Consider the following 18,714-nt stretch of genomic DNA (forward strand, 5'->3'; position numbering starts at 1 on the left):
ACATGCCGGTTGAGATCGGTGTTGTGCCAGAAACAACACAGCCCCACACACGAATCCTTTACGCTTCTTCCCGATTGGCTGTGGCGCCCGGTTGACCCCAACCTCAGAGCGACGCAGCGACCCGTCATGCCTGATGACCATAGCGAGTCGGTCCCACCCCTTCCCATCCCGAACAGGACCGTGAAACGACTCCACGCCGATGATAGTGCGGATTGCCCGTGTGAAAGTAGGTAATCGTCAGGCTCCCCCAAAGCCAGAAACCCCACCCCAGCGGTGGGGTTTTTGCGTTTACACGGCCGTCATCGGCAGAGATGACGTTCCCGTGACAATCCAGCCGCCACAATTCGACAATACGACGCCGGAAAGTGCGCGCGTCAACTCTCTTTCAATCGTTCGCGCTATGCTCACGTATTCCTTTCGGAAGCGCCGGCATTGAACGACCTATGAGATCAGATCTGGCATTGCAAACCTACGGCGCGGATTCGTCGGGTATGGTCTGCGGTTTCCGGTTTTCGCCGACGCTCGCCGGACGGCCGATCGACGCGGATGAAGTCATCGACTGGTTCCGCGAGCGTGGGGACGATGCCGATGCAAAGGACACCAGCGAGTTTCTATGGCTTCATTTCAATCTCGCGCATAGCGCGAGCGAGCGCTGGATGCGCACGCAACTCGATCTGCCCGACACGTTTTTCGATGCCTTGCGCGAAGGCTCGCATTCGACGCGAATCGAGCATGCGGACGGCGCACTGCGCGCGGTCGTCAACGATGTCATGTTCAACCTCGAATTCATCCCCTCCGAAATCGCGACGCTGTGGATCTGCGCAACCAGGCGGCTCATCGTCACCGCGCGGCTGAAGCCGCTGCGCTCGGTCGACCGTTTGCGCGCGTCGGTACGGCAAGGGGAAGTATTCAGGTCACCTGCCGAGTTGCTCGTGCATCTGATGCGCGACCAGGCCGACCTGCTCGTGCAGATCGTCCGCCGAACCAGTGCCGACGTCGATCGAATCGAGGACCGTTTTCTGTCGCAACGGCCGACGCAAAACCGCCTCGACCTCGGCGCGATGCGTCGCACGCTGACACGCCTGCAACGGATGCTGGCGCCCGAACCGGGCGCGATTTTCCGCTTGCTGGCGAGGCCGCCTCGCTGGCTTCATGTGGAAGACGTGCAGGATCTGCGTGAATCGACGGAGGAGTTCTCGGTCGTGCTTTCGGACGTGGCCGGATTGATCGAGCGGGTCAGATTGCTGCAGGAAGAAATCACCTCGCGTCTCGAGGAGCAGAACAACCGCACGCTCTTCACACTGACGCTCGTCACCGTGCTGGCGATGCCGATCAATATCGTCGCTGGCTTCTTCGGCATGAACGTCGGTGGCATTCCGCTCGCCGAGAACAAGCATGGATTTTGGGTGATGGTGCTGCTGGTCGCCGGCTTTACCGGGCTGACAGGCTGGTGGGCATTTCGGCGCAGAAGGGAGCGCTAGAACGCGCCGCAGATTTGGCCCGCTTCTTACGAGGCCAAACCCACCGGCGCGATTGAAACCAGAACATGCCCGTCTTCGAATACGCTTCTCAGCGATTCGAAGAGGGCAAGTCCTCGTCGATTACTCCGGTGCGTTATTCGAGCGCGGCAGCGGGCCCAAAGAACTCATAACGGCTCTGCGATTCCGGCACGCCGATCGCCTTCAGGCATTTCTTGATCGCCTTCATGAACGCGATGGGCCCGAGGAAATACACGTCGACATCGCGCGTTTCCGGCAGCCACTTCTTCAGATTCGCTTCGTCGACGTAGCCGACTGCGTGCGCGTCGGCGTCGCCATCACGGCGCTGCTCGTAGCAATAGAAGCGCTTCAATTGCGGATGGCGCGCGGCCAATGCATCGATTGCGCCTCGGAATGCATGCACGCCACCGTGACGGGCCGCGTGAATGAAATGCACCGGACGATTGGTCTTCAGCGCGGCTTGCAGCATCGCCATCGTCGGCGTGATACCGACGCCGCCGCTGATCAGCACCAACGGCTTGTCGCCAGGTTGCAGCGTAAATTCGCCGGCCGGCGCGAACAGTTCGAGCGTGTCGTTTTCCTTCATCTGCTCGTGCAGATACGTCGACACGATTCCATTCGGTTCGTGTTTCACGCTGATGCGATATTCGCGGCCATCGCTCATTGCTGACAGCGAATAGTTGCGACGCACTTCTTCGCCGTCGATCACCAGACGCACGCCAATGTACTGCCCCGGCTTGAATGCGAGCAATTCGCCGCCGTCATCGGGACGCAGATAGAACGACGTGATCTCGTCGCTTTCACGCACTTTGCGCGCGACGCGGAACAGCCGCGTGCCGCGCCAGCCGCCGGGCGCTGCTGCGCTTTCCGCGTAGATTTTCTCTTCGAGTCCGATCAACAAATCCGCGAGTTGCTGATACGCGGCGGCCCACGCTTCGATCACGGCGTCGGTTGCGACGTCCGCGCCGAGTACTTCACGAATCGCGCGCAGCAGGCACTTGCCGACGATCGGATAGTGCTCAGGCTGCACGTTCAGCGACACGTGCTTGTTGATCACCTGCGCGACGAGCCCGCCCAGTTGCTCGAGCTGATCGATGTGGCGTGCGTACATCACCACGCCGTTGGCCAGCGCACGCGCCTGCGAGCCGCTCGCCTGATGGGATTGATTGAAGATCGGGCGCACTTCGGGGTGCTCGCTAAGCATCACGCGGTAGAAGTGCGAGGTGAGCGCCTCGCCGCCGCTTTCCAGGAGCGGCACGGTTGCTGTGATAATGGCGCGGTGTTCGGCGGATAGCATATTTTTAATTCCTGATGAGAGTCTGTGTGAGCGTCTGTCTATCAGCGAGTGTCACAGCCGGTTTCGGCAGACTGCCTCTACTATCCACGAATCGTGCCAGGTATAAAATGCATTTAGATCAACGATCTGGCAAACACCATGGTTCATTCGACCCTAGTCGAAAAGACTCAACCAGTAGTCGATCTGACTACGGAGGCGGTCCTCGACGTTCTTACCCCGCTGATTCTCGACCTGTCGCGCGAGCTGTCCGAGCGCGAGCGTTATCGACGTCTGCTCAGCGCGCTGCGCTCGCTGTTTCCTGGCGACGCGGCCGCATTGCTACGCCTCGAAGGCGATACGCTGGTGCCGCTCGCGATCGACGGCTTGAGCAGCGATACGCTCGGGCGGCGTTTTCGCGTCGCCGAGCATCCGCGCTTTCAGGCGCTGTTGGCCCAGCCGGGGCCGACGCGCTTCGCGGCTGACTCCGATCTGCCCGATCCCTACGATGGCCTCGTGCAAGGCATGGCGGCCGGGCACCTCGAGGTGCACGACTGCCTGGGGTGCCCGCTGTTCATCCGCGGCGAGCCTTGGGGGTTGCTGACGCTCGACGCACTCGACCCGGCGCGCTTCGACACACTCGACATGGCTTCGCTGCAGGCATTTCTCGGCCTCGCGGCCGCGACCGTCAGCGTCGTCGAACGCATCGACGCGTTGGCGCGCAATGGCGAGGAGGCGCAGCGTCGCGCGGAAGCTTATCGGCTGGCGAGCAGCGAGAGCCGGCGCGAGCTGATCGGCAGCAGCGACGCGCATCGCCGCATGGTGAAGGAGATCGAGGTGGTGGCCGCCAGCGATCTGACCGTGCTCGTCACCGGCGAGACCGGCGTCGGCAAGGAACTGGTCGCGAACGCGATTCACGCGCTGTCGCCGCGCGCGAACAAGCCGCTGATCAGCCTGAACTGCGCCGCGTTGCCCGATACGCTCGTCGAAAGCGAGTTGTTCGGGCACGTGCGCGGCGCGTTTTCGGGAGCGTCGGCGGATCGGCGCGGCAAGTTCGAACTCGCCGACGGCGGGACCATTTTCCTCGACGAAGTCGGTGAGTTGCCGCTCGCGGTGCAGGCGAAGCTGTTGCGCGTGCTGCAGAACGGCCAGTTGCAGCGCATCGGCTCGGACCACGAACACAGAGTCGACGTGCGGCTGATCGCCGCGACCAATCGCGATCTCGCCGAAGAAGTGCGCGCGGGCCGCTTTCGCGCCGACCTCTATCATCGTCTCAGCGTATATCCGCTGCGCGTTCCGCCGTTGCGCGAGCGTGGCCGTGACGTGCTGCTGCTGACGGGCTTCTTCCTCGAAGACAATCGCTCGCGGCTCGGTTTGCTGAGTCTGCGTCTTGCGGCTGACGCGCAGGCCGCGTTGCTGCGCTACTCATGGCCCGGCAATGTGCGCGAACTCGAGCATCTGATCGGACGCAGTGCGCTGAAGGCGTTGGCGGCCAGTCGTGAGCGCCGCCGGATTCTGACGTTGACCGCCGCGGACTTCGGGTTGTCCGACGCACAGGATCATGAAGCCAATCAAACGGCCACGCAGAGCGAGGAAAGCGAGACGAAAGACTTTCGCAGCGCGGTCACCGAGTTCGAACGCAATCTCGTTCTCGAAGCGCTGGTCCGCAACAGGCACAACTGGGCGGCGGTCGCGCGCGAGCTGAGGCTGGACCGGGCGAATCTGAATCGGCTGGCGAAACGACTCGGGCTCAAATAAGCGGGCAGGTGAAGGAGCACCGCAGCGCAACTCGGTAAAGCAATCAGGTCGGGTCTCATCGAATCTCTGATCGCGCTGAAAACAGATTGTCATCGCTTCGCGCTGGGCCTAACGTCTTAATCAAAACCAAAGGCCCGCTTCGGAAAATCGAACTTCGCGGCACACAGCGCGTCGGTCATAGTGGGCCCTAACGAGGACCAACACACTAAACCAGGAGACTCCGCCATGTCCGCTGCCCCACAGAAGCTCGACGATTGGCTCAACAAGCAGGCGGTGGCCGAAGACGACATCACCGCGTTTCCGTTAGCGGCGCTCGCCGCCACGCTCGATCGCGAAGAAAGCGGCAACACCGTGCCGCCGTTGTGGCACTGGCTGTACTTTCTGCCGGTCGCGCCGCTCTCCGAAGTGGGTCCCGACGGACATCCGAAGCGTGGCGGTTTTCTGCCGCCCGTGCCACTGCCGCGCCGCATGTGGGCTGGCGGCCGGCTCACGTTTCATGCGCCGCTGGAGATCGGTGAGCACGCGCGGCGCACGTCGACGATCGCCAATATCGAGGACAAGACCGGCCGCTCGGGCCGTCTCGTGTTCGTCACTGTGCAACACACGATCGAAGTCGATGGTGAGTTGAAGCTCGAAGAGGAGCACGACATCGTCTATCGCGACGCGCCGCAGCAGGGGGCCCGGCCGCAACAGCCGGCGCCCGCGCCCGAGGGCGAAACGTGGCGACGCACGATCGACGCCGACGCCGTGATGCTGTTCCGCTACTCGGCGCTGACTTTCAACGGCCATCGCATTCATTACGACCATCCCTATGTCACGCAAGTCGAAGGCTATCCGGGCCTCGTCGTGCATGGTCCGCTGATCGCGACGCTGCTCGTCGATCTCGTGCGCCGCGAACTGCCGCAAGCGGCGCTGCAAAGCTTTGCGTTTCGCGCGCTTCGTCCCACGTTCGCGGATCAGCCGTTCACGGTATGCGGCAAGCCCGCGGCCGACGGCAAGACCCTCGACCTGTGGGCGAAGGACCACGAAGGTTATCTGACCATGCGCGCGACCGCCGCGCTCGCCTGAATTTCCACGAGACTCGACTATGCAAACCATGCAACACGATTCGTTCCAGGACATTCGAGAGGCCGTGCGCGATCTGTGTCAGCAGTTTTCCGGCGAGTACTTTCGCAAGATCGACGAGGCGCGCGACTATCCGGAAGAGTTCGTCGATGCGCTGACGAAGGCCGGCTGGCTCGCCGCGCTGATCCCGCAGGAATTCGGCGGCTCGGGGCTTGGGCTCACGGAAGCGTCGGTGATCATGGAAGAGATCAATCGTGCGGGCGGCAACTCGGGCGCGTGCCACGGGCAGATGTACAACATGGGCACGTTGCTGCGCCATGGTTCGGAAGAACAGAAGCGCAAGTATCTGCCGAAGATCGCGAACGGCGACTTGCGTCTGCAATCGATGGGCGTGACCGAGCCGAGCACTGGCACCGATACGACGAGAATCAAGACTACCGCCGAACGGCGCGGTGACCGTTACGTGATCAACGGTCAGAAGGTGTGGATCTCGCGCGTGCAGCACTCGGACCTGATGATCCTGCTCGCGCGCACCACACCGCTCGCGGACGTGAAGAAAAAATCAGAGGGCATGTCGATCTTCATCGTCGATCTGCGCGAAGCGATCGGTCATGGCCTGACCGTGCAGCCGATTCTGAACATGGTCAATCACGAGACCAACGAGCTCTTTTTCGACAACCTCGAAATCCCGGCCGAGAATCTGATCGGCGAAGAAGGACAAGGCTTCAAATACATTCTCGATGGCCTCAACGCGGAGCGCACGCTGATCGCCGCGGAATGCATCGGCGACGGTTACTGGTTCGTGGATAAAGTCACCGAGTACGCGAAGGAGCGCGTCGTGTTCGGCCGGCCGATCGGACAGAACCAGGGCGTGCAGTTTCCGATCGCGCGCTCGTTCATCAACGTCGAGGCAGCGAGCCTGATGCGCTTCGAAGCGGCACGTCGTTTCGACGCGCATCAACCGTGCGGCGCGCAAGCGAACATGGCCAAGCTGCTCGCGGCGGATGCGTCGTGGGAAGCGGCCAATGCGTGCCTGCAATTCCACGGCGGGTTTGGCTTCGCGTGCGAATACGACGTCGAGCGCAAGTTTCGGGAAACGCGTCTGTATCAGGTCGCGCCGATTTCGACCAATCTGATTCTCTCGTACGTGGCCGAGCATATCCTCGGGCTGCCGCGTTCATTCTGACCCGCTGGCGGACATCATGAGACCACTCGACGGTATCAAGGTCATTACGCTCGAACACGCGATCGCCGCACCGTTCTGCACGCGTCAACTGGCCGATCTCGGCGCGCGCGTGATCAAGATCGAACGGCCCGGCGTCGGCGATTTTGCGCGCGGCTATGACGAACGTGTGCATGGACTGTCGTCGCACTTTGTGTGGACCAATCGCTCGAAAGAAAGTCTTTCGCTCGACCTGAAGCAACCCGCGGCGGCGGAGATTCTCGATGCATTGGTTGCCGATGCCGACGTGCTCGTGCAGAACCTCGCGCCAGGTGCTGCCGAACGGCTCGGCCTCGGCTACGACACGCTGAGCCAGAAGTATCCGAAGCTGATCGTCTGCGATATTTCCGGCTACGGCGCGGACGGTCCGTATCGCGACAAGAAGGCGTACGACCTCCTGATTCAAAGCGAGTCCGGCTTTCTGTCTATCACCGGCTCGCCCGGCGCGCCGGCGAAGGCGGGCTGTTCGATCGCGGATATCGCGGCAGGCATGTACGCGTATTCGAATATCCTGAGCGCGCTGTTGCAGCGGGGACGCACCGGGCGCGGTTGCCGTATCGACGTGTCGATGCTCGAGAGCATGGTCGAGTGGATGGGTTATCCGCTCTACTACGCAATCGACGGTCAGTCGCAGCCCGCGCTCGCGGGCGCCGCGCATGCAACGATCTATCCGTACGGACCGTTTCCCGCAGGCGACGGCAAGACGGTCATGCTTGGCCTGCAGAACGAACGCGAGTGGAAGCTGTTCTGCGAGCGCGTGCTCGAACAACCTGAGCTAGCAAGCGACGAACGCTTCGCATCGAACTCGAAACGCACCGCGGCGCGCAATGCATTGCGCGAGGTGATCGTCGCGGCGTTCGCAAAGCTGAGCGCCGCGCAGGTGATCGAGCGACTCGATCAGGCGGGCATTGCGAACGCGCAGATGAATACGCTCGCGGACGTGTGGGCACATCCGCAATTGAAGGCGCGCGAGCGCTGGCAGGAAGTCGGCACGGCAGCGGGCGCGATACCGGCATTGCGTCCTCCGGGTTTGCCTTCCGACATCGAGCCTCGGATGGACCCTGTACCCACGCTTGGTCAACATACCGAAACAATTTTGCGTGAGCTTGGCTACGACAATGCCCGTATCGACGCGCTGCGCGCGGCCGGCACGATCTGATGCAGTAAGCCTGTATCGCTTCGCGCCGGCACGCAGGTGATGCGGGATGACGAGCCGGATTTTCGAGCGAACTCAATGTAACCTGGCATAACACGGCGCACGACACTCATGAACGACCATCCCAGTCTCACGCTTGCCACTTTTGCCGCGCAACTCGACTTCGACAGCATCCCGCATGAGGTCGTCGAGCGGACCGTCAACCTGTACGTCGATTGGCTCGGCTCGGCGCTGGCCGGCAAAGGCGCTCGCCCGGTCGAGACGATCGCCCGGTTCGCGCGCGCGGCGGCCGGTGCGACGAACGAGGGCCTCTGCGAGGTGCTGATCGATCGCGGCCGCACCACGCCGTACTTCGCCGCGATGATCAACGGCGCGGCATCGCATTTCGCCGAACAAGACGACGTGCACAATGGCTCGGTGTTTCATCCGGCGACCGTGGTGTTTCCGGCCGCGCTTGCGTTGGCACAGGCAAAGCGAGCGTCGGGGCGCGACTTCATCGCGGCGGCCGTGGCGGGCTACGAGGTCGGCATTCGCATCGGCGAATTTCTCGGGCGCTCGCACTACAAGGTGTTTCACACGACGGGCACGGTCGGCACGCTCGCGGCGGCGGCAACTGCAGGACGTTTGCTGGGTTTGTCGCCGTCGCAGATGCTCGACGCGTTCGGCTCGGCGGGCACACAGGCGAGCGGCTTGTGGGAATTTCTGCGCGATGCTGCCGACTCGAAGCAACTGCACACTGCAATGGCCGCCGCGAACGGCCTGATGGCCGCGCAACTCGCCGCCGACGGCTTCAAGGGCGCGACGCATATCCTCGAAGGCGCGCAGGGCATGGCCGCGGGCATGTCGAGCGATGCCGATCCGGCGCGCCTCGTCGATCGGCTCGGCAGCCGCTGGGCGACGGCGGAGACGTCGTTCAAGTATCACGCGGCGTGCCGCCATACGCATCCGGCCGCCGATGCGCTGCTCGCTGTGGTGCAGGCGCATCGTCTCGCGCCGTGCGACATCGCGAAGGTCGTCGCGCACGTGCATCAAGGCGCGATCGATGTGCTCGGTCCTGTGATCGCGCCGCGTACCGTGCATCAGGCCAAGTTCAACATGGGCACGGTGCTCGGGCTCGTCGCGCATCACGGCTATGCGGGCGTGACCGAATTCGAGCAGGGTTTCGACGCGAACGAGATCGTTGTGTTTCGCGACAAGGTCACGATGACGCTCGATGCTGAAGTCGACGCCGCCTATCCCGCGCGCTGGATAGGCAAGGTCACGGTGACCACGACCGACGGTCGCGTGTTCGACGGGCGTGTCGATGAGCCGAAGGGCGATCCGGGGAACACGTTGTCGCGCGGCGAGATTGCGACGAAGCTGCATCGGCTGGCGGCATTCTCGGGTGCAGCTAGTGACGAGGAGGCGGCGCAACTGCTTCGCCGCGCGTGGCGTGTCGCAGAGGAGACGCAGATTGGCCCGCTATTCGATGCAACTTCGCGCACGACGGTGGCGGCATGAGCGCGCTGCCCCGGTCATATCTGTTCGTGCCTGGCAATCGGCCTGAGCGGTTCGACAAGGCCTATGCGGCCGGCGCAGATGCGGTGATTCTCGATCTGGAAGACGCGGTGCAGCCGGATCAGAAGGTGCCGGCGCGCGCGGCGGTGGTGGCCGCGGTATCGGCCAACGCGTCGCGGGCCGCGTGGGTGCGTATCAATGGCTCGGATACGCAATGGTTTCCAGATGACGTTGCGGCGCTCGTTGGGCAGAGTGGCGTCGCGGGAATCGTGCTGCCGAAGGCCGAGACGCGCGAACAGATCTGTGCGGTGCTGGCGAACGCGCATCCGGCGTTGAGCGTACTGCCGATTATCGAGACTGCGCGCGGGTTCGCGAATCTTGCCGAGTTGTGTAGCGCGCCGCGCGTGATGCGTATCGTGTTCGGTACGCTGGATTTTCAGGTCGATCTCGGCATAGATGGGGATGGCGAGGAGTTGCATTTGTTTCGCTCGCAGATCGTGCTTGCGTCGAGGCTGGCTGGCATCGGTGCGCCAGTGGATGGCGTGTCGACGACCATTACCGATGCTGATGCGGTGCAAGCCGATGCACGGCGCGGGCGGCGGTTTGGTTTCGGCGGCAAGCTCTGCATTCATCCGAAGCAGATCGAGGCGGTGCACCGTGCATATACATGGAGCGACACCGAGGTGGAGTGGGCGCGACGGGTGCTTTCTGCTGTCGAGGCGAACCACGGCGCCGCGGTTGCGGTGGATGGGCGGATGGTCGATATGCCGGTGATCCTGCGGGCGCGGAGAGTTTTGGGCAATTCCGAAGGCTTCTGACAATGTGGTTTTCGTCGTGCCTTCATAGCAGGGATTCCTATACATCGCCTGTCGGTCATTCGGACGATGTACCAGTAAGCATCTCACCCAAGGGAATACCCTTCCATCATCGCACTTGAATAGTTAGCAGATCGCATGCTAGATTGAATTGTTATCGGTAACAAAATCCGCCGGAAAAGAAGAGAAGTCCCGTTCCTTTCAGCACGTCAGGTAAATACCCTCCCGATGAGTACTATTCAAAATCCAGTTCTGCGCGGCTTTAATCCGGACCCTTGCGTATGCCGTGGCAAGGATGCGTGGTATATCGCGGTTTCAACGTTTGAATGGTATCCGGGCGTTCTCATTTACGAATCGAAAGACTTCGTCAACTGGGAACTCAAGGCCACGCCTCTGGACAGGTTATCGCAATTGAACCTGATCGGAGAGCAGCCGTCCGGAGGCATATGGGCACCAGCCTTGTCCTATCACGACGGTCTTTACTGGCTCGTCTATACCGACACCAAGGCATGGAAAGGCGAGCAGAAAATCTCCCCGCTGCGCGACATGCACAACTACCTCGTGACCGCGCCGGACATCACTGGACCCTGGTCGGAGCCGGTGCATCTCGTGTCCGGTGGATACGATCCGTCCCTGTTCCACGACGAATCCGGCAAAAAGTGGCTCGCTTATATCCGGCGCGACTTCAGAGGAATCTACGAAGATCTTTTCGTCGGAATCGTTCTGCGGGAATACTCGGTACAGGAGGAAAAGCTGATCGGTGAAGAGCGCGTCATCTACAAAGGCGCCAACCTGAAGACCGATTACTTCATGAAATGTCAGATATACGAGGCTCCCCATTTGCTGAAGAAGGGGGACTGGTACTACCTGATCACGGCGGAGGGCGGCACAGGCTATACGCATGCAACGTGTGTATCAAGGTCCCGCGATATCTTCGGTCCATACGAGCTTCATCCTGACACGCCGATGCTCACGTCGCGCGACGCGAATGGACGCATCCAGCGGACCGGCCACGGTAATCTGGTCGAGGGTCCGAACGGCCAGTGGTACATGACGTACCTCGGATCGAGACCAATCGACGCGCAAACGAAGCGCTCGCCGCTAGGACGTGAGACCTGCATCGCGCCGATCGAATGGCATGCCGACTGGCCTCGTCTCGCCACTGGCGGGGTGGTTCCCGCCGAAACTTTCGCGATCGACTCGGATATCGAACAAAGGCTCGACAGCAGTTGGGCGATCGATTTTGGACAATGTGCCGCTCTGCCGCTGGAACTGCAGAGTCTGCGCACTCCCATTAGCGACGACTGGTGCAATCTTCACGATCGTCCGGGCTATCTGCGGATAAGGGGGCAAGAGTCACCGACTTCGCGCTTCCATCAAAGCATGCTGGCCTGTCGCATCCGCGACTGGCAGTTCGAAGTCGAAACGGCGCTGGAATTTTCGCCGAAGTCATATCTGCACATGGCTGGGCTCATGGCGCGTTACGACGAAAACACCTTCTACTACCTGTTCGTCACGCGCGACGACGACGGCACGAAAATCCTGTCCTACATGGAAATGGATGCCGGCAGCTTCGCCTACAGCAATCGACTGGCGACGCTGCCCGAGTCCACCGGCATCGACCTGCGAATTCGCGTCGTGGACGCGAAACTGCGCTTCTTCTATCGCTTGACGCAGGGTGACTGGAAGGACCTCGGACTGGAAATGGATTTCACGAAACTGAGCGACGAATATGCGACCCCAATCGGCTTCACAGGAGCTTTCGCGGGTATCACCGTCAACGACATGCTCGGCTTTCGCGAGCCCGCCGACTTCAAGTCGTTCTCATATCGCCAACTGACCGGCTAGAACTCGAATTTCGCTTCACCGCTGTCGCTTGATAATAAGGAAGACCTCATGCGCTTTCATTGGAGACATCGCTATCTCGTGCTGCTGATTCTGTTCGCGATTTATCTGCTCTGTTACATGGACAGAATGATCATGGCAGCGGCTATTCCATTTATTGCGTCCGAGTTTCATCTGTCGGCGATGGAGATGGGAGGAATCCTCAGTGCGTTCTTCTTCAGCTACGCGCTATGTCAGATTCCAGCCGGTCTGCTTGCAGACAGATTCGGCCCGCGACTGATGACGACGATCGGCATCACGTGGTGGACGATTTTCACCGCGCTTACCGGGCTGTGCAATTCGCTTGGCTTGATGCTGGTGGTGCGGATCGCATTCGGCGTCGGCGAAGCGCTCTTTCCTCCGGCCGCGTTCAAGGCACTGTCGGCATGGTTCCCGAAGCGTGAATTGGGCCGGGCGACCGGGCTGATGATGACCACGAATGCGTTGGGACCCGCACTGGCGCCGCTGTTCGTGGCGGCCGTGATGGCCGCGTGGGGATGGCGCGCGATTTTCACGAGTCTGTTTATCCCCGGTATCGCAATGGCGATTTTCGGCTGGATCTACATCAGAAACAGTCCGAGGGATAGCAAGCACGTTTCGAATATCGAATTAGAGGAAATAGGCACCAGCGAAAAGGCTCAGTCTGGCTCCGCCGGCAAGGCGGATTTTGCTGGACTGGTGAAAACGCCGCTGGTCTGGTGGTGCTTTGTCACCTTGTTCGTATTCAGCATCGCCTCGTGGGGCATCATGAGCTGGTTCCCGACGTATCTGCTGAAAGCGCGCGGCCTTTCGACGGCCAGAATGGGCATTATGGCGTCGGTGCCATTTCTGGTCGGCACGATTGCCTATTGCATCACGGGCTTTCTCTCCGACAAGTTCTTCCGCAATCGTCGCGAACTGCTGGTCGTCCTCGGGTGTGTCGTGGCCGCCATCTTTGCCTATCTGACGGCCCATGCGGAGACCGCGGAAACGGCGGTGTTCTATCAGACGATCGGCTATTTCTTCTCGACCATGGCCGGCTGTTCTTTGTACACGATCCCGAACGTCGCGCTGCCGAACAAGGTCGTCGGGTCGGCAATCGGCTTTGTCAATGCAGCGGGTCAACTGGCAGGATTTCTTTCTCCGCTGATCGTCGGTTACATCCTGACCAGGACGAATAACGACTTCAATGTCGTGTTCCACCTTTTCGTCGGCTGCTTCTTGCTGGCTTCGGTTTCCGCATGGTTCATCAATACGAGGACGGATCGCAGTGACACTGTCACTCAGGCTGATGGTAGAGAAGTGGCCGCGCAGAACCAGGCAGCCGGATAAATGGCGCGACGGGGCTTGGGCCGGCGATAATGCCGGCTCAGTTCACCTGCTTTGATTCGCGCGACCATGAAATCGAGGATCGAAAATTTTTCGAGCGGGATTAGCGTGTTTGCGGCGGTAGTCGACGCCGGTACGTTCGCGGCTGCGTCGGAAGTAATCGGAATGTCGCCGCCCGGCGTGAGCCGGGCGATTGCAAGGCTGGAAAAGAGATTGAAGATCCGGCTGTTCAATCGAACTACACGGTCCGTATCCCTGACGGACGAGGGCCGCCGTTTTTACGAGCAGGTCATGCCGCACCTCGCAGGCTTGGAGGAGGCCGCCGTGGCCGCGGCTGGCGGCGCATCGGCGGTGCGGGGAAGGTTGCGGGTCAACCTCGATCCGGTGTGTTACCGGGCGATACTCGGCCAACGACTCGATCAGTTCATGGATGCGCATCCCGAGCTCGAAATCGAGTTCATCGCGCGCGACCATCTCGGCGATCTCGTTCTCGAGGGCTTTGATCTCGCGCTGCGGTTCGGCGAGCCGAGGACGTCGACTCTCGTCGCACGCAAGCTGCTCGACACGGCCGTGGTCACAGTTGCCGCACCGTCGTACATTGCACGACGTGGGCGCCCGGCAAAGCCGGAAGACCTCGAAGGCCCGAGCCACCGATGCCTGGAATTCCGCAACTCGGAGACAGGCAAGCCGTTTCCCTGGGAATTCCATCGCAAACGCAAGCACGTTGTGATTGCGCCGCGGGGACGATTGACGGTGAACGACCCTGGCGCGCTACTGAACGCGTGCCTCGCTGGCTCCGGGATCGCACAGATGCTTCTGTTCGGTGCCGAGCACCTGATTGCCGAAGGGCGGCTGATCAACCTCTTTCCCGACTGGCCTGACGAGCGCTATCCCCTGTACGCCTGCTACCCGTCACGCCATCACATTCCGGCGAAGACGCGCGCCTTTCTGGACTTCGTCGCCGAGTTGGCAAACGCCCACTAGTGAGTGACCGTTACACAAACGGCCTGCATTAACCAACCTCTACACGGTTCCGGCCGCCGTCCTTGGCGCGATACAACGCCAGGTCCGCGCGCTTGACGATGGCGCCGACGTCATTCTCACCAGGTTGGCGCTCGGTCACGCCGATGCTGACCGTAAACGGAATCGGTTTGCCGAGCCGCCACGGATGCTCGAAGTTCTGCTGCTCGATCGTCTGGCGCAAGTTTTCGGCCACGCTCGTCGCCTGTTCGATATCGAGGCCCGGCAGCGCGGCGACGAACTCCTCGCCGCCCCAGCGCGCAAACACGCCGATGCGCCAATCGGCGCTCATGACGACTTTGGCCATCACGCGCAGCACTTCGTCGCCGATGTCGTGTCCGAAACTGTCGTTGATCTTCTTGAAGTAATCGATATCGAGGAGAAAGATCGAAAGCTTGCTGTCCGACGCCAGCAGGTTCGCGACCGTGTCCGCGAATTCCCTTCGGTTGGGCAGGCCGGTCAGCTCGTCGGTCACGGCCTGCTTCTGGAGCAGATCCATCAATTGAACACGATCGGCGATGTCGCGAATCACGGCGGTGAATTCGATCAGGCCGCCCACATTGATCTTCGAGATCGCAATTTCGACGGGCAGCAGCGAGCCGTCGCGATGCAGCCCATAGACGCGGTTGCGCTCGTCCATTTGCCGTGAGCGCACCGGCGAGCGGGCGAATTGATGTACGTATTGGGAGTGATTGGCGCGATAACGCTCGGGCAGCAGTTCCGTGATGGGGTGCCCCACCATCTCCTCGGCCGAATAGCCGAAAAGATTTTCTGCAGCGCGATTGAACAGAGTGATGCAGTGCTGCTGATCGATCGTAATGATCGCGTCATAGGCGGCATCCACCACCGAGCGGAAACGCGACGTGCTGACTTCCAGCTCGTGCATCAACTCCATCTTTGCGGTGATCTCGAGACCCGTCACCATGATTTCGATCACCGAGTTCGCGCCTCTGTTGTGCCGCAGCGGCTTCAATGACAGACGCCACCAGTGGGTTCCGTCTCTCAGGTCATAAGCTTGCTCGAGTTCGCGGGCGACGCCCGATTCAAAGCATTCGCTGAGCTTCTGACGGAATTCGGTTCGTGCGTAGTTGGGTATCAGCGTGTCGAATGACGCCGGGAACGATTTGATGCTGTTGCGCTTGCCGCCCGTCATTTGCATGAATTGGTCGTTGCAGGCGGAAACCAATAGCTGCCCCCTCTCATCGCGCCCGATGATCGCGACGCTTGCGGCGATTTCGTCGACGATCGTCCGCATCGTGCAGGACCAGTCATCAACCATTCTGCCTCCGAGGATTTACCTGAATGCCCGGTATGTTCTCCTGAGCAGCTTGCGCGTCTATATCCAATTCATCCGGTGCGACCGGCTCCGAATCTCGATATCGGGCCGCTTTGGAAATGGGCATGGCCGGCCAACATCCGGAGGCAGTACATCGACAGAGTAGGCCGTAGTCCGATTTTTGGGAAGAATTTATTCCTGGAAATTGGAGAACCAGACTCGGACGCTCGGCAGCCTTTCAGGTATGCAAATCGCTTCTTTTCCGTTCCCTTAATCAAACCGGAACACTCACCTCCAAAAAACCCAATTCCCACCCCACGTCGCCTGTCGCACTCTTGAAGCAAGCGGCCCGCAAGATCCAACTACGGCCGTTCAGCGCTCTGCCCCGAGCCGGCCGCATCCAACGAAGGCAGCCTCGCAGAACTGTTCCGCGCACGCGAGCCTCTCGCCCGTGCCCCGCCCAAAAAGACAGGAGACACAATTTGCCAGCCCCTATCAACTCCGGCGCACGCCTCGACCGTCTGCCGATCAGCCGCTTCCACTGGAACATCCTGGGCCTGATCGGCGCGGGCGCTTTCCTCGACGCCTTCGACATCTATCTCGCCAACGGCGCGCTCGCGGCGATGGTCAAAACCGGCTTCACCGATCTGCGCCTCGGCTCGTTCTTCATCTCGGCGACCTTCATGGGCATGATGATCGGCGCGGGCCTTTCGGGCTATCTCGGCGACCGCTTCGGCCGGCGCTATTCGTATCAAGCCAATCTCGCGATCTTCGGCCTCGCATCGCTCGCCGCCTGCTTCGCGCCGGACATCTACTGGCTGATCCTGCTGCGCTTCATCATGGGTATCGGCCTCGGCGCCGAACTCGTGGTCGCCGCCGGCACGCTATGCGAATTCGTGCCACCAGCCACGCGTGGCCGCTGGACCGCGTTGCTCGCGCTGATCATCAACTCCGGTCTGCTCGGCGCGACCGCGGTCGGCTATTGGGTGATTCCACATCTCGGCTGGCGCTACATGTTCGCGATCGCGGGCGTCGGCGCGATGATCGTGTGGTTCCTGCGGCATCGGATGCCGGAGTCGCCGCGCTGGCTCGAAACGGTTGGCCGGCTCGAAGAGGCGGAGGCTACCGTCGCGGCGATCGAGCGACAGGTCGAGGCGCGCGTCGGCAAGCTGCCGCCGGTCGCGCGCGTGGTCAGTCACGAGGTGCCGGCCGCGCCGTTCTCGGCGTTGTTCGCGCGCGGCATGATCGGCCGCACGCTGGTCGCCGCGCTGACCTGCATGGCGATCAACATGTCGCTGTACGGTTTCGTCGCGTGGCTGCCGACATTCTTCGTCAAGGAAGGCCTGACCATCGTGCAGTCGCTCGGCTTCGTGCTGCTGATGTCGTTCGGCGCGCCGGCCGGCGCCGTGGTCGGTTATCTCGTGACGGACCGCCTCGGGCGACGCAACGGCATCGTGCTGTTCTCGCTCGCAACGATCGTGCTCGGCTTCGTCTACGTACAGATGCGCGCGCCGGTGCCGATTGCGGTCGTCGGCTTCGCGCTCGTCACGACGATCTACACCGTCTGCACGCTCGGCCTGTTCGGCTATATCCCCGAGCTGTTTCCGACCGCGCATCGCTTGCGCGGTACCGGCGTGGCCGGCACGTGCGGCCGCGCAGCGTCGATGTCGACACCGTATGTCGCGCTGCTGCTCTACACGCAGTTCGGCGTGACAGGCGTGCTGACGATGGTCGGTGGCGTGCTGTTGTTGCTGAGCGTCGCGATTCTCGCGCTGCGCATCGAAACGAGTCAGCAGACGCTCGAAGAGATTTCGCCCGATGCCGAGCTGATACCGCAAGCGGAGATCATGCAAGAGTCGGCTTAGGCCGTACGCGCATGAAGGGGGGGCCGTCGATTCGGATCTTTCCCCGGCTAAATTTTCACCGCACCTGGTTAAGATGAAAGTCTGTCCTGCCCTTGCTTTGCTAGCAGCTTTCATCATGCACTTCGATTTCGTCGATTTACGCCTACTCCTGCACATCGCCGACACGCGCAACCTCGCGCGTGCGGCGGAGCGTTCGCACCTGTCGGCGCCGGCTGCCAGCAACCGGGTCAAGAATCTCGAGGAGCAGCTCGGCGTCAAGCTGCTCTATCGAACCAGCCAGGGCGTGACGCCGACACCCGCGGGCGAGGCCTTCGTGCATCACGCGCGGCTCGTGCTCGAACGCGTCGAGCATCTGGCCGGCGATATGCAGGAGTACGGCGACGGCATCAAGGGCCACGTGCGCATCTGGGCCAACACGACCGCGATCAGCGAGTTCCTGCCGGCCGTGCTGAGCCGTTTTCTGCGCGATCACCCGGACGTGAACATCGATCTGCGCGAAGTGCTGAGCGGCGAGATCGTCAAGGGCGTCGCCGACAGCGCGACGGATATCGGCATCGTCGCGGGCAATGTGCATGCCGAGCATCTGCAGATGCTGCCGTATCGCGACGATCGGCTCGTGCTCGTGACGTCGTGCGAGCATCCGTTCGCGAGGCAGGCGTCGGTCGATTTCTCGCAGGTGCTGAACGCGAACTTCGTGAGCCTGCCGACGTCGAGCGCGATCCACGCATTCATCATGAGCGCTGCGGATGCGCTCGGCGCGCGTCTCAAACTTCGCATCCAGGTCGGCAACTTCGAGGCCGCGTGCCGGATGATCGAGGCGGGTGTGGGAATCGGCATCGTGCCGGAGTCGGTCGCGCTGCGGCACCGAAAAACGATGCAGATCGCGATCGTCGGGCTGAACGATCCGTGGGCCGAGCGTAAGCTGAAGATCTGCGTGCGCAGTCTGAAAGACTTGCCGCCGTTCGCACGTGTGCTGGTAGACCGATTGATGGCGGCGGCGGAGGGGGACGGCGCGACTGACGCTTGACGCGCGGGCTTGCGCACCCGCCCGAAGTCTGACTAAGTTTCCTTCTGGA

14 protein-coding genes and 1 rRNA gene are annotated in these 18,714 nt (G+C 61.6%); 13 read left to right on the forward strand and 2 right to left on the reverse strand.

What is annotated here, in order from left to right:
- Positions 1 to 129 precede the first annotated feature (129 nt).
- Both rrf and GCT19_RS36410 read left to right on the forward strand, forming a co-directional pair.
- Positions 130 to 243: ribosomal RNA gene (rrf, locus tag GCT19_RS36405) — 5S ribosomal RNA — on the forward strand.
- A 200-nt stretch (positions 244 to 443) separates the two neighbouring features.
- Positions 444 to 1,481: a transporter gene (locus GCT19_RS36410; protein ID WP_152854611.1), complete on the forward strand. Its 1,038-nt coding sequence runs from the start codon at positions 444 to 446 to the stop codon at positions 1,479 to 1,481.
- Positions 1,482 to 1,614: 133 nt separating this feature from the next.
- Here GCT19_RS36410 and hmpA read toward each other — a convergent pair whose 3' ends face one another.
- Positions 1,615 to 2,796, reverse strand: coding sequence for an NO-inducible flavohemoprotein (gene hmpA, locus GCT19_RS36415; protein WP_152854612.1), 1,182 nt, complete (start codon positions 2,794 to 2,796; stop codon positions 1,615 to 1,617).
- 138 nt (positions 2,797 to 2,934) lie between these two features.
- Here hmpA and norR point away from each other — a divergent pair, with 138 nt between their 5' ends.
- From norR to GCT19_RS36460, 9 genes are all read left to right on the forward strand, one after another.
- Positions 2,935 to 4,530 carry a nitric oxide reductase transcriptional regulator NorR gene (norR, locus tag GCT19_RS36420; protein ID WP_152854613.1) on the forward strand — a complete coding sequence of 532 codons (1,596 nt, stop codon included), beginning with the start codon at positions 2,935 to 2,937 and terminating at the stop codon, positions 4,528 to 4,530.
- Between the two features lie 225 nt (positions 4,531 to 4,755).
- Positions 4,756 to 5,598 (forward strand): FAS1-like dehydratase domain-containing protein, encoded by an 843-nt coding sequence (locus tag GCT19_RS36425; protein WP_152854614.1) that lies wholly within the window; start codon positions 4,756 to 4,758, stop codon positions 5,596 to 5,598.
- Positions 5,599 to 5,617: 19 nt separating this feature from the next.
- A complete protein-coding gene (locus GCT19_RS36430) occupies positions 5,618 to 6,781 on the forward strand; it encodes an acyl-CoA dehydrogenase family protein (RefSeq protein WP_152854615.1) in 1,164 nt (387 codons plus the stop codon).
- Positions 6,782 to 6,797: 16 nt separating this feature from the next.
- Positions 6,798 to 7,976: a CaiB/BaiF CoA transferase family protein gene (locus tag GCT19_RS36435; protein WP_152854616.1), complete on the forward strand. Its 1,179-nt coding sequence runs from the start codon at positions 6,798 to 6,800 to the stop codon at positions 7,974 to 7,976.
- A gap of 108 nt (positions 7,977 to 8,084) precedes the next feature.
- A complete protein-coding gene (locus GCT19_RS36440) occupies positions 8,085 to 9,473 on the forward strand; it encodes an MmgE/PrpD family protein (protein ID WP_152854617.1) in 1,389 nt (462 codons plus the stop codon).
- The gene (locus tag GCT19_RS36445; RefSeq protein WP_152854618.1) at positions 9,470 to 10,288 is read left to right on the forward strand and encodes an HpcH/HpaI aldolase/citrate lyase family protein; all 819 of its coding nucleotides are present in this window, start codon (positions 9,470 to 9,472) and stop codon (positions 10,286 to 10,288) included. Before GCT19_RS36440 ends, GCT19_RS36445 begins: the two co-directional genes overlap by 4 nt.
- Before the next feature lie 225 nt (positions 10,289 to 10,513).
- The gene (locus GCT19_RS36450; RefSeq protein WP_152854619.1) at positions 10,514 to 12,133 is read left to right on the forward strand and encodes a glycoside hydrolase family 43 protein; all 1,620 of its coding nucleotides are present in this window, start codon (positions 10,514 to 10,516) and stop codon (positions 12,131 to 12,133) included.
- 78 nt (positions 12,134 to 12,211) lie between these two features.
- Positions 12,212 to 13,480: an MFS transporter gene (locus GCT19_RS36455; RefSeq protein WP_321576928.1), complete on the forward strand. Its 1,269-nt coding sequence runs from the start codon at positions 12,212 to 12,214 to the stop codon at positions 13,478 to 13,480.
- 66 nt (positions 13,481 to 13,546) lie between these two features.
- A complete protein-coding gene (locus tag GCT19_RS36460; protein ID WP_152854621.1) occupies positions 13,547 to 14,461 on the forward strand; it encodes a LysR family transcriptional regulator in 915 nt (304 codons plus the stop codon).
- Positions 14,462 to 14,489: 28 nt separating this feature from the next.
- On the opposite strand, the gene GCT19_RS36465 is transcribed toward GCT19_RS36460, so the two are convergent.
- Positions 14,490 to 15,776 carry a sensor domain-containing diguanylate cyclase gene (locus tag GCT19_RS36465; protein WP_152854622.1) on the reverse strand — a complete coding sequence of 429 codons (1,287 nt, stop codon included), beginning with the start codon at positions 15,774 to 15,776 and terminating at the stop codon, positions 14,490 to 14,492.
- Between the two features lie 479 nt (positions 15,777 to 16,255).
- Here GCT19_RS36465 and GCT19_RS36470 point away from each other — a divergent pair, with 479 nt between their 5' ends.
- On the forward strand, positions 16,256 to 17,638 hold the full coding sequence (locus tag GCT19_RS36470; RefSeq protein WP_152854623.1) for an MFS transporter: 1,383 nt from the start codon (positions 16,256 to 16,258) through the stop codon (positions 17,636 to 17,638).
- Positions 17,639 to 17,753: 115 nt separating this feature from the next.
- Complete coding sequence (locus GCT19_RS36475) at positions 17,754 to 18,665, forward strand: LysR family transcriptional regulator (RefSeq protein WP_152854624.1); 912 nt, start codon at positions 17,754 to 17,756, stop codon at positions 18,663 to 18,665.
- Positions 18,666 to 18,714 lie beyond the last annotated feature (49 nt).

Origin of the sequence: Paraburkholderia atlantica, from assembly GCF_009362785.1 — a bacterium.
In the GTDB taxonomy this organism is placed as follows: domain Bacteria; phylum Pseudomonadota; class Gammaproteobacteria; order Burkholderiales; family Burkholderiaceae; genus Paraburkholderia; species Paraburkholderia atlantica.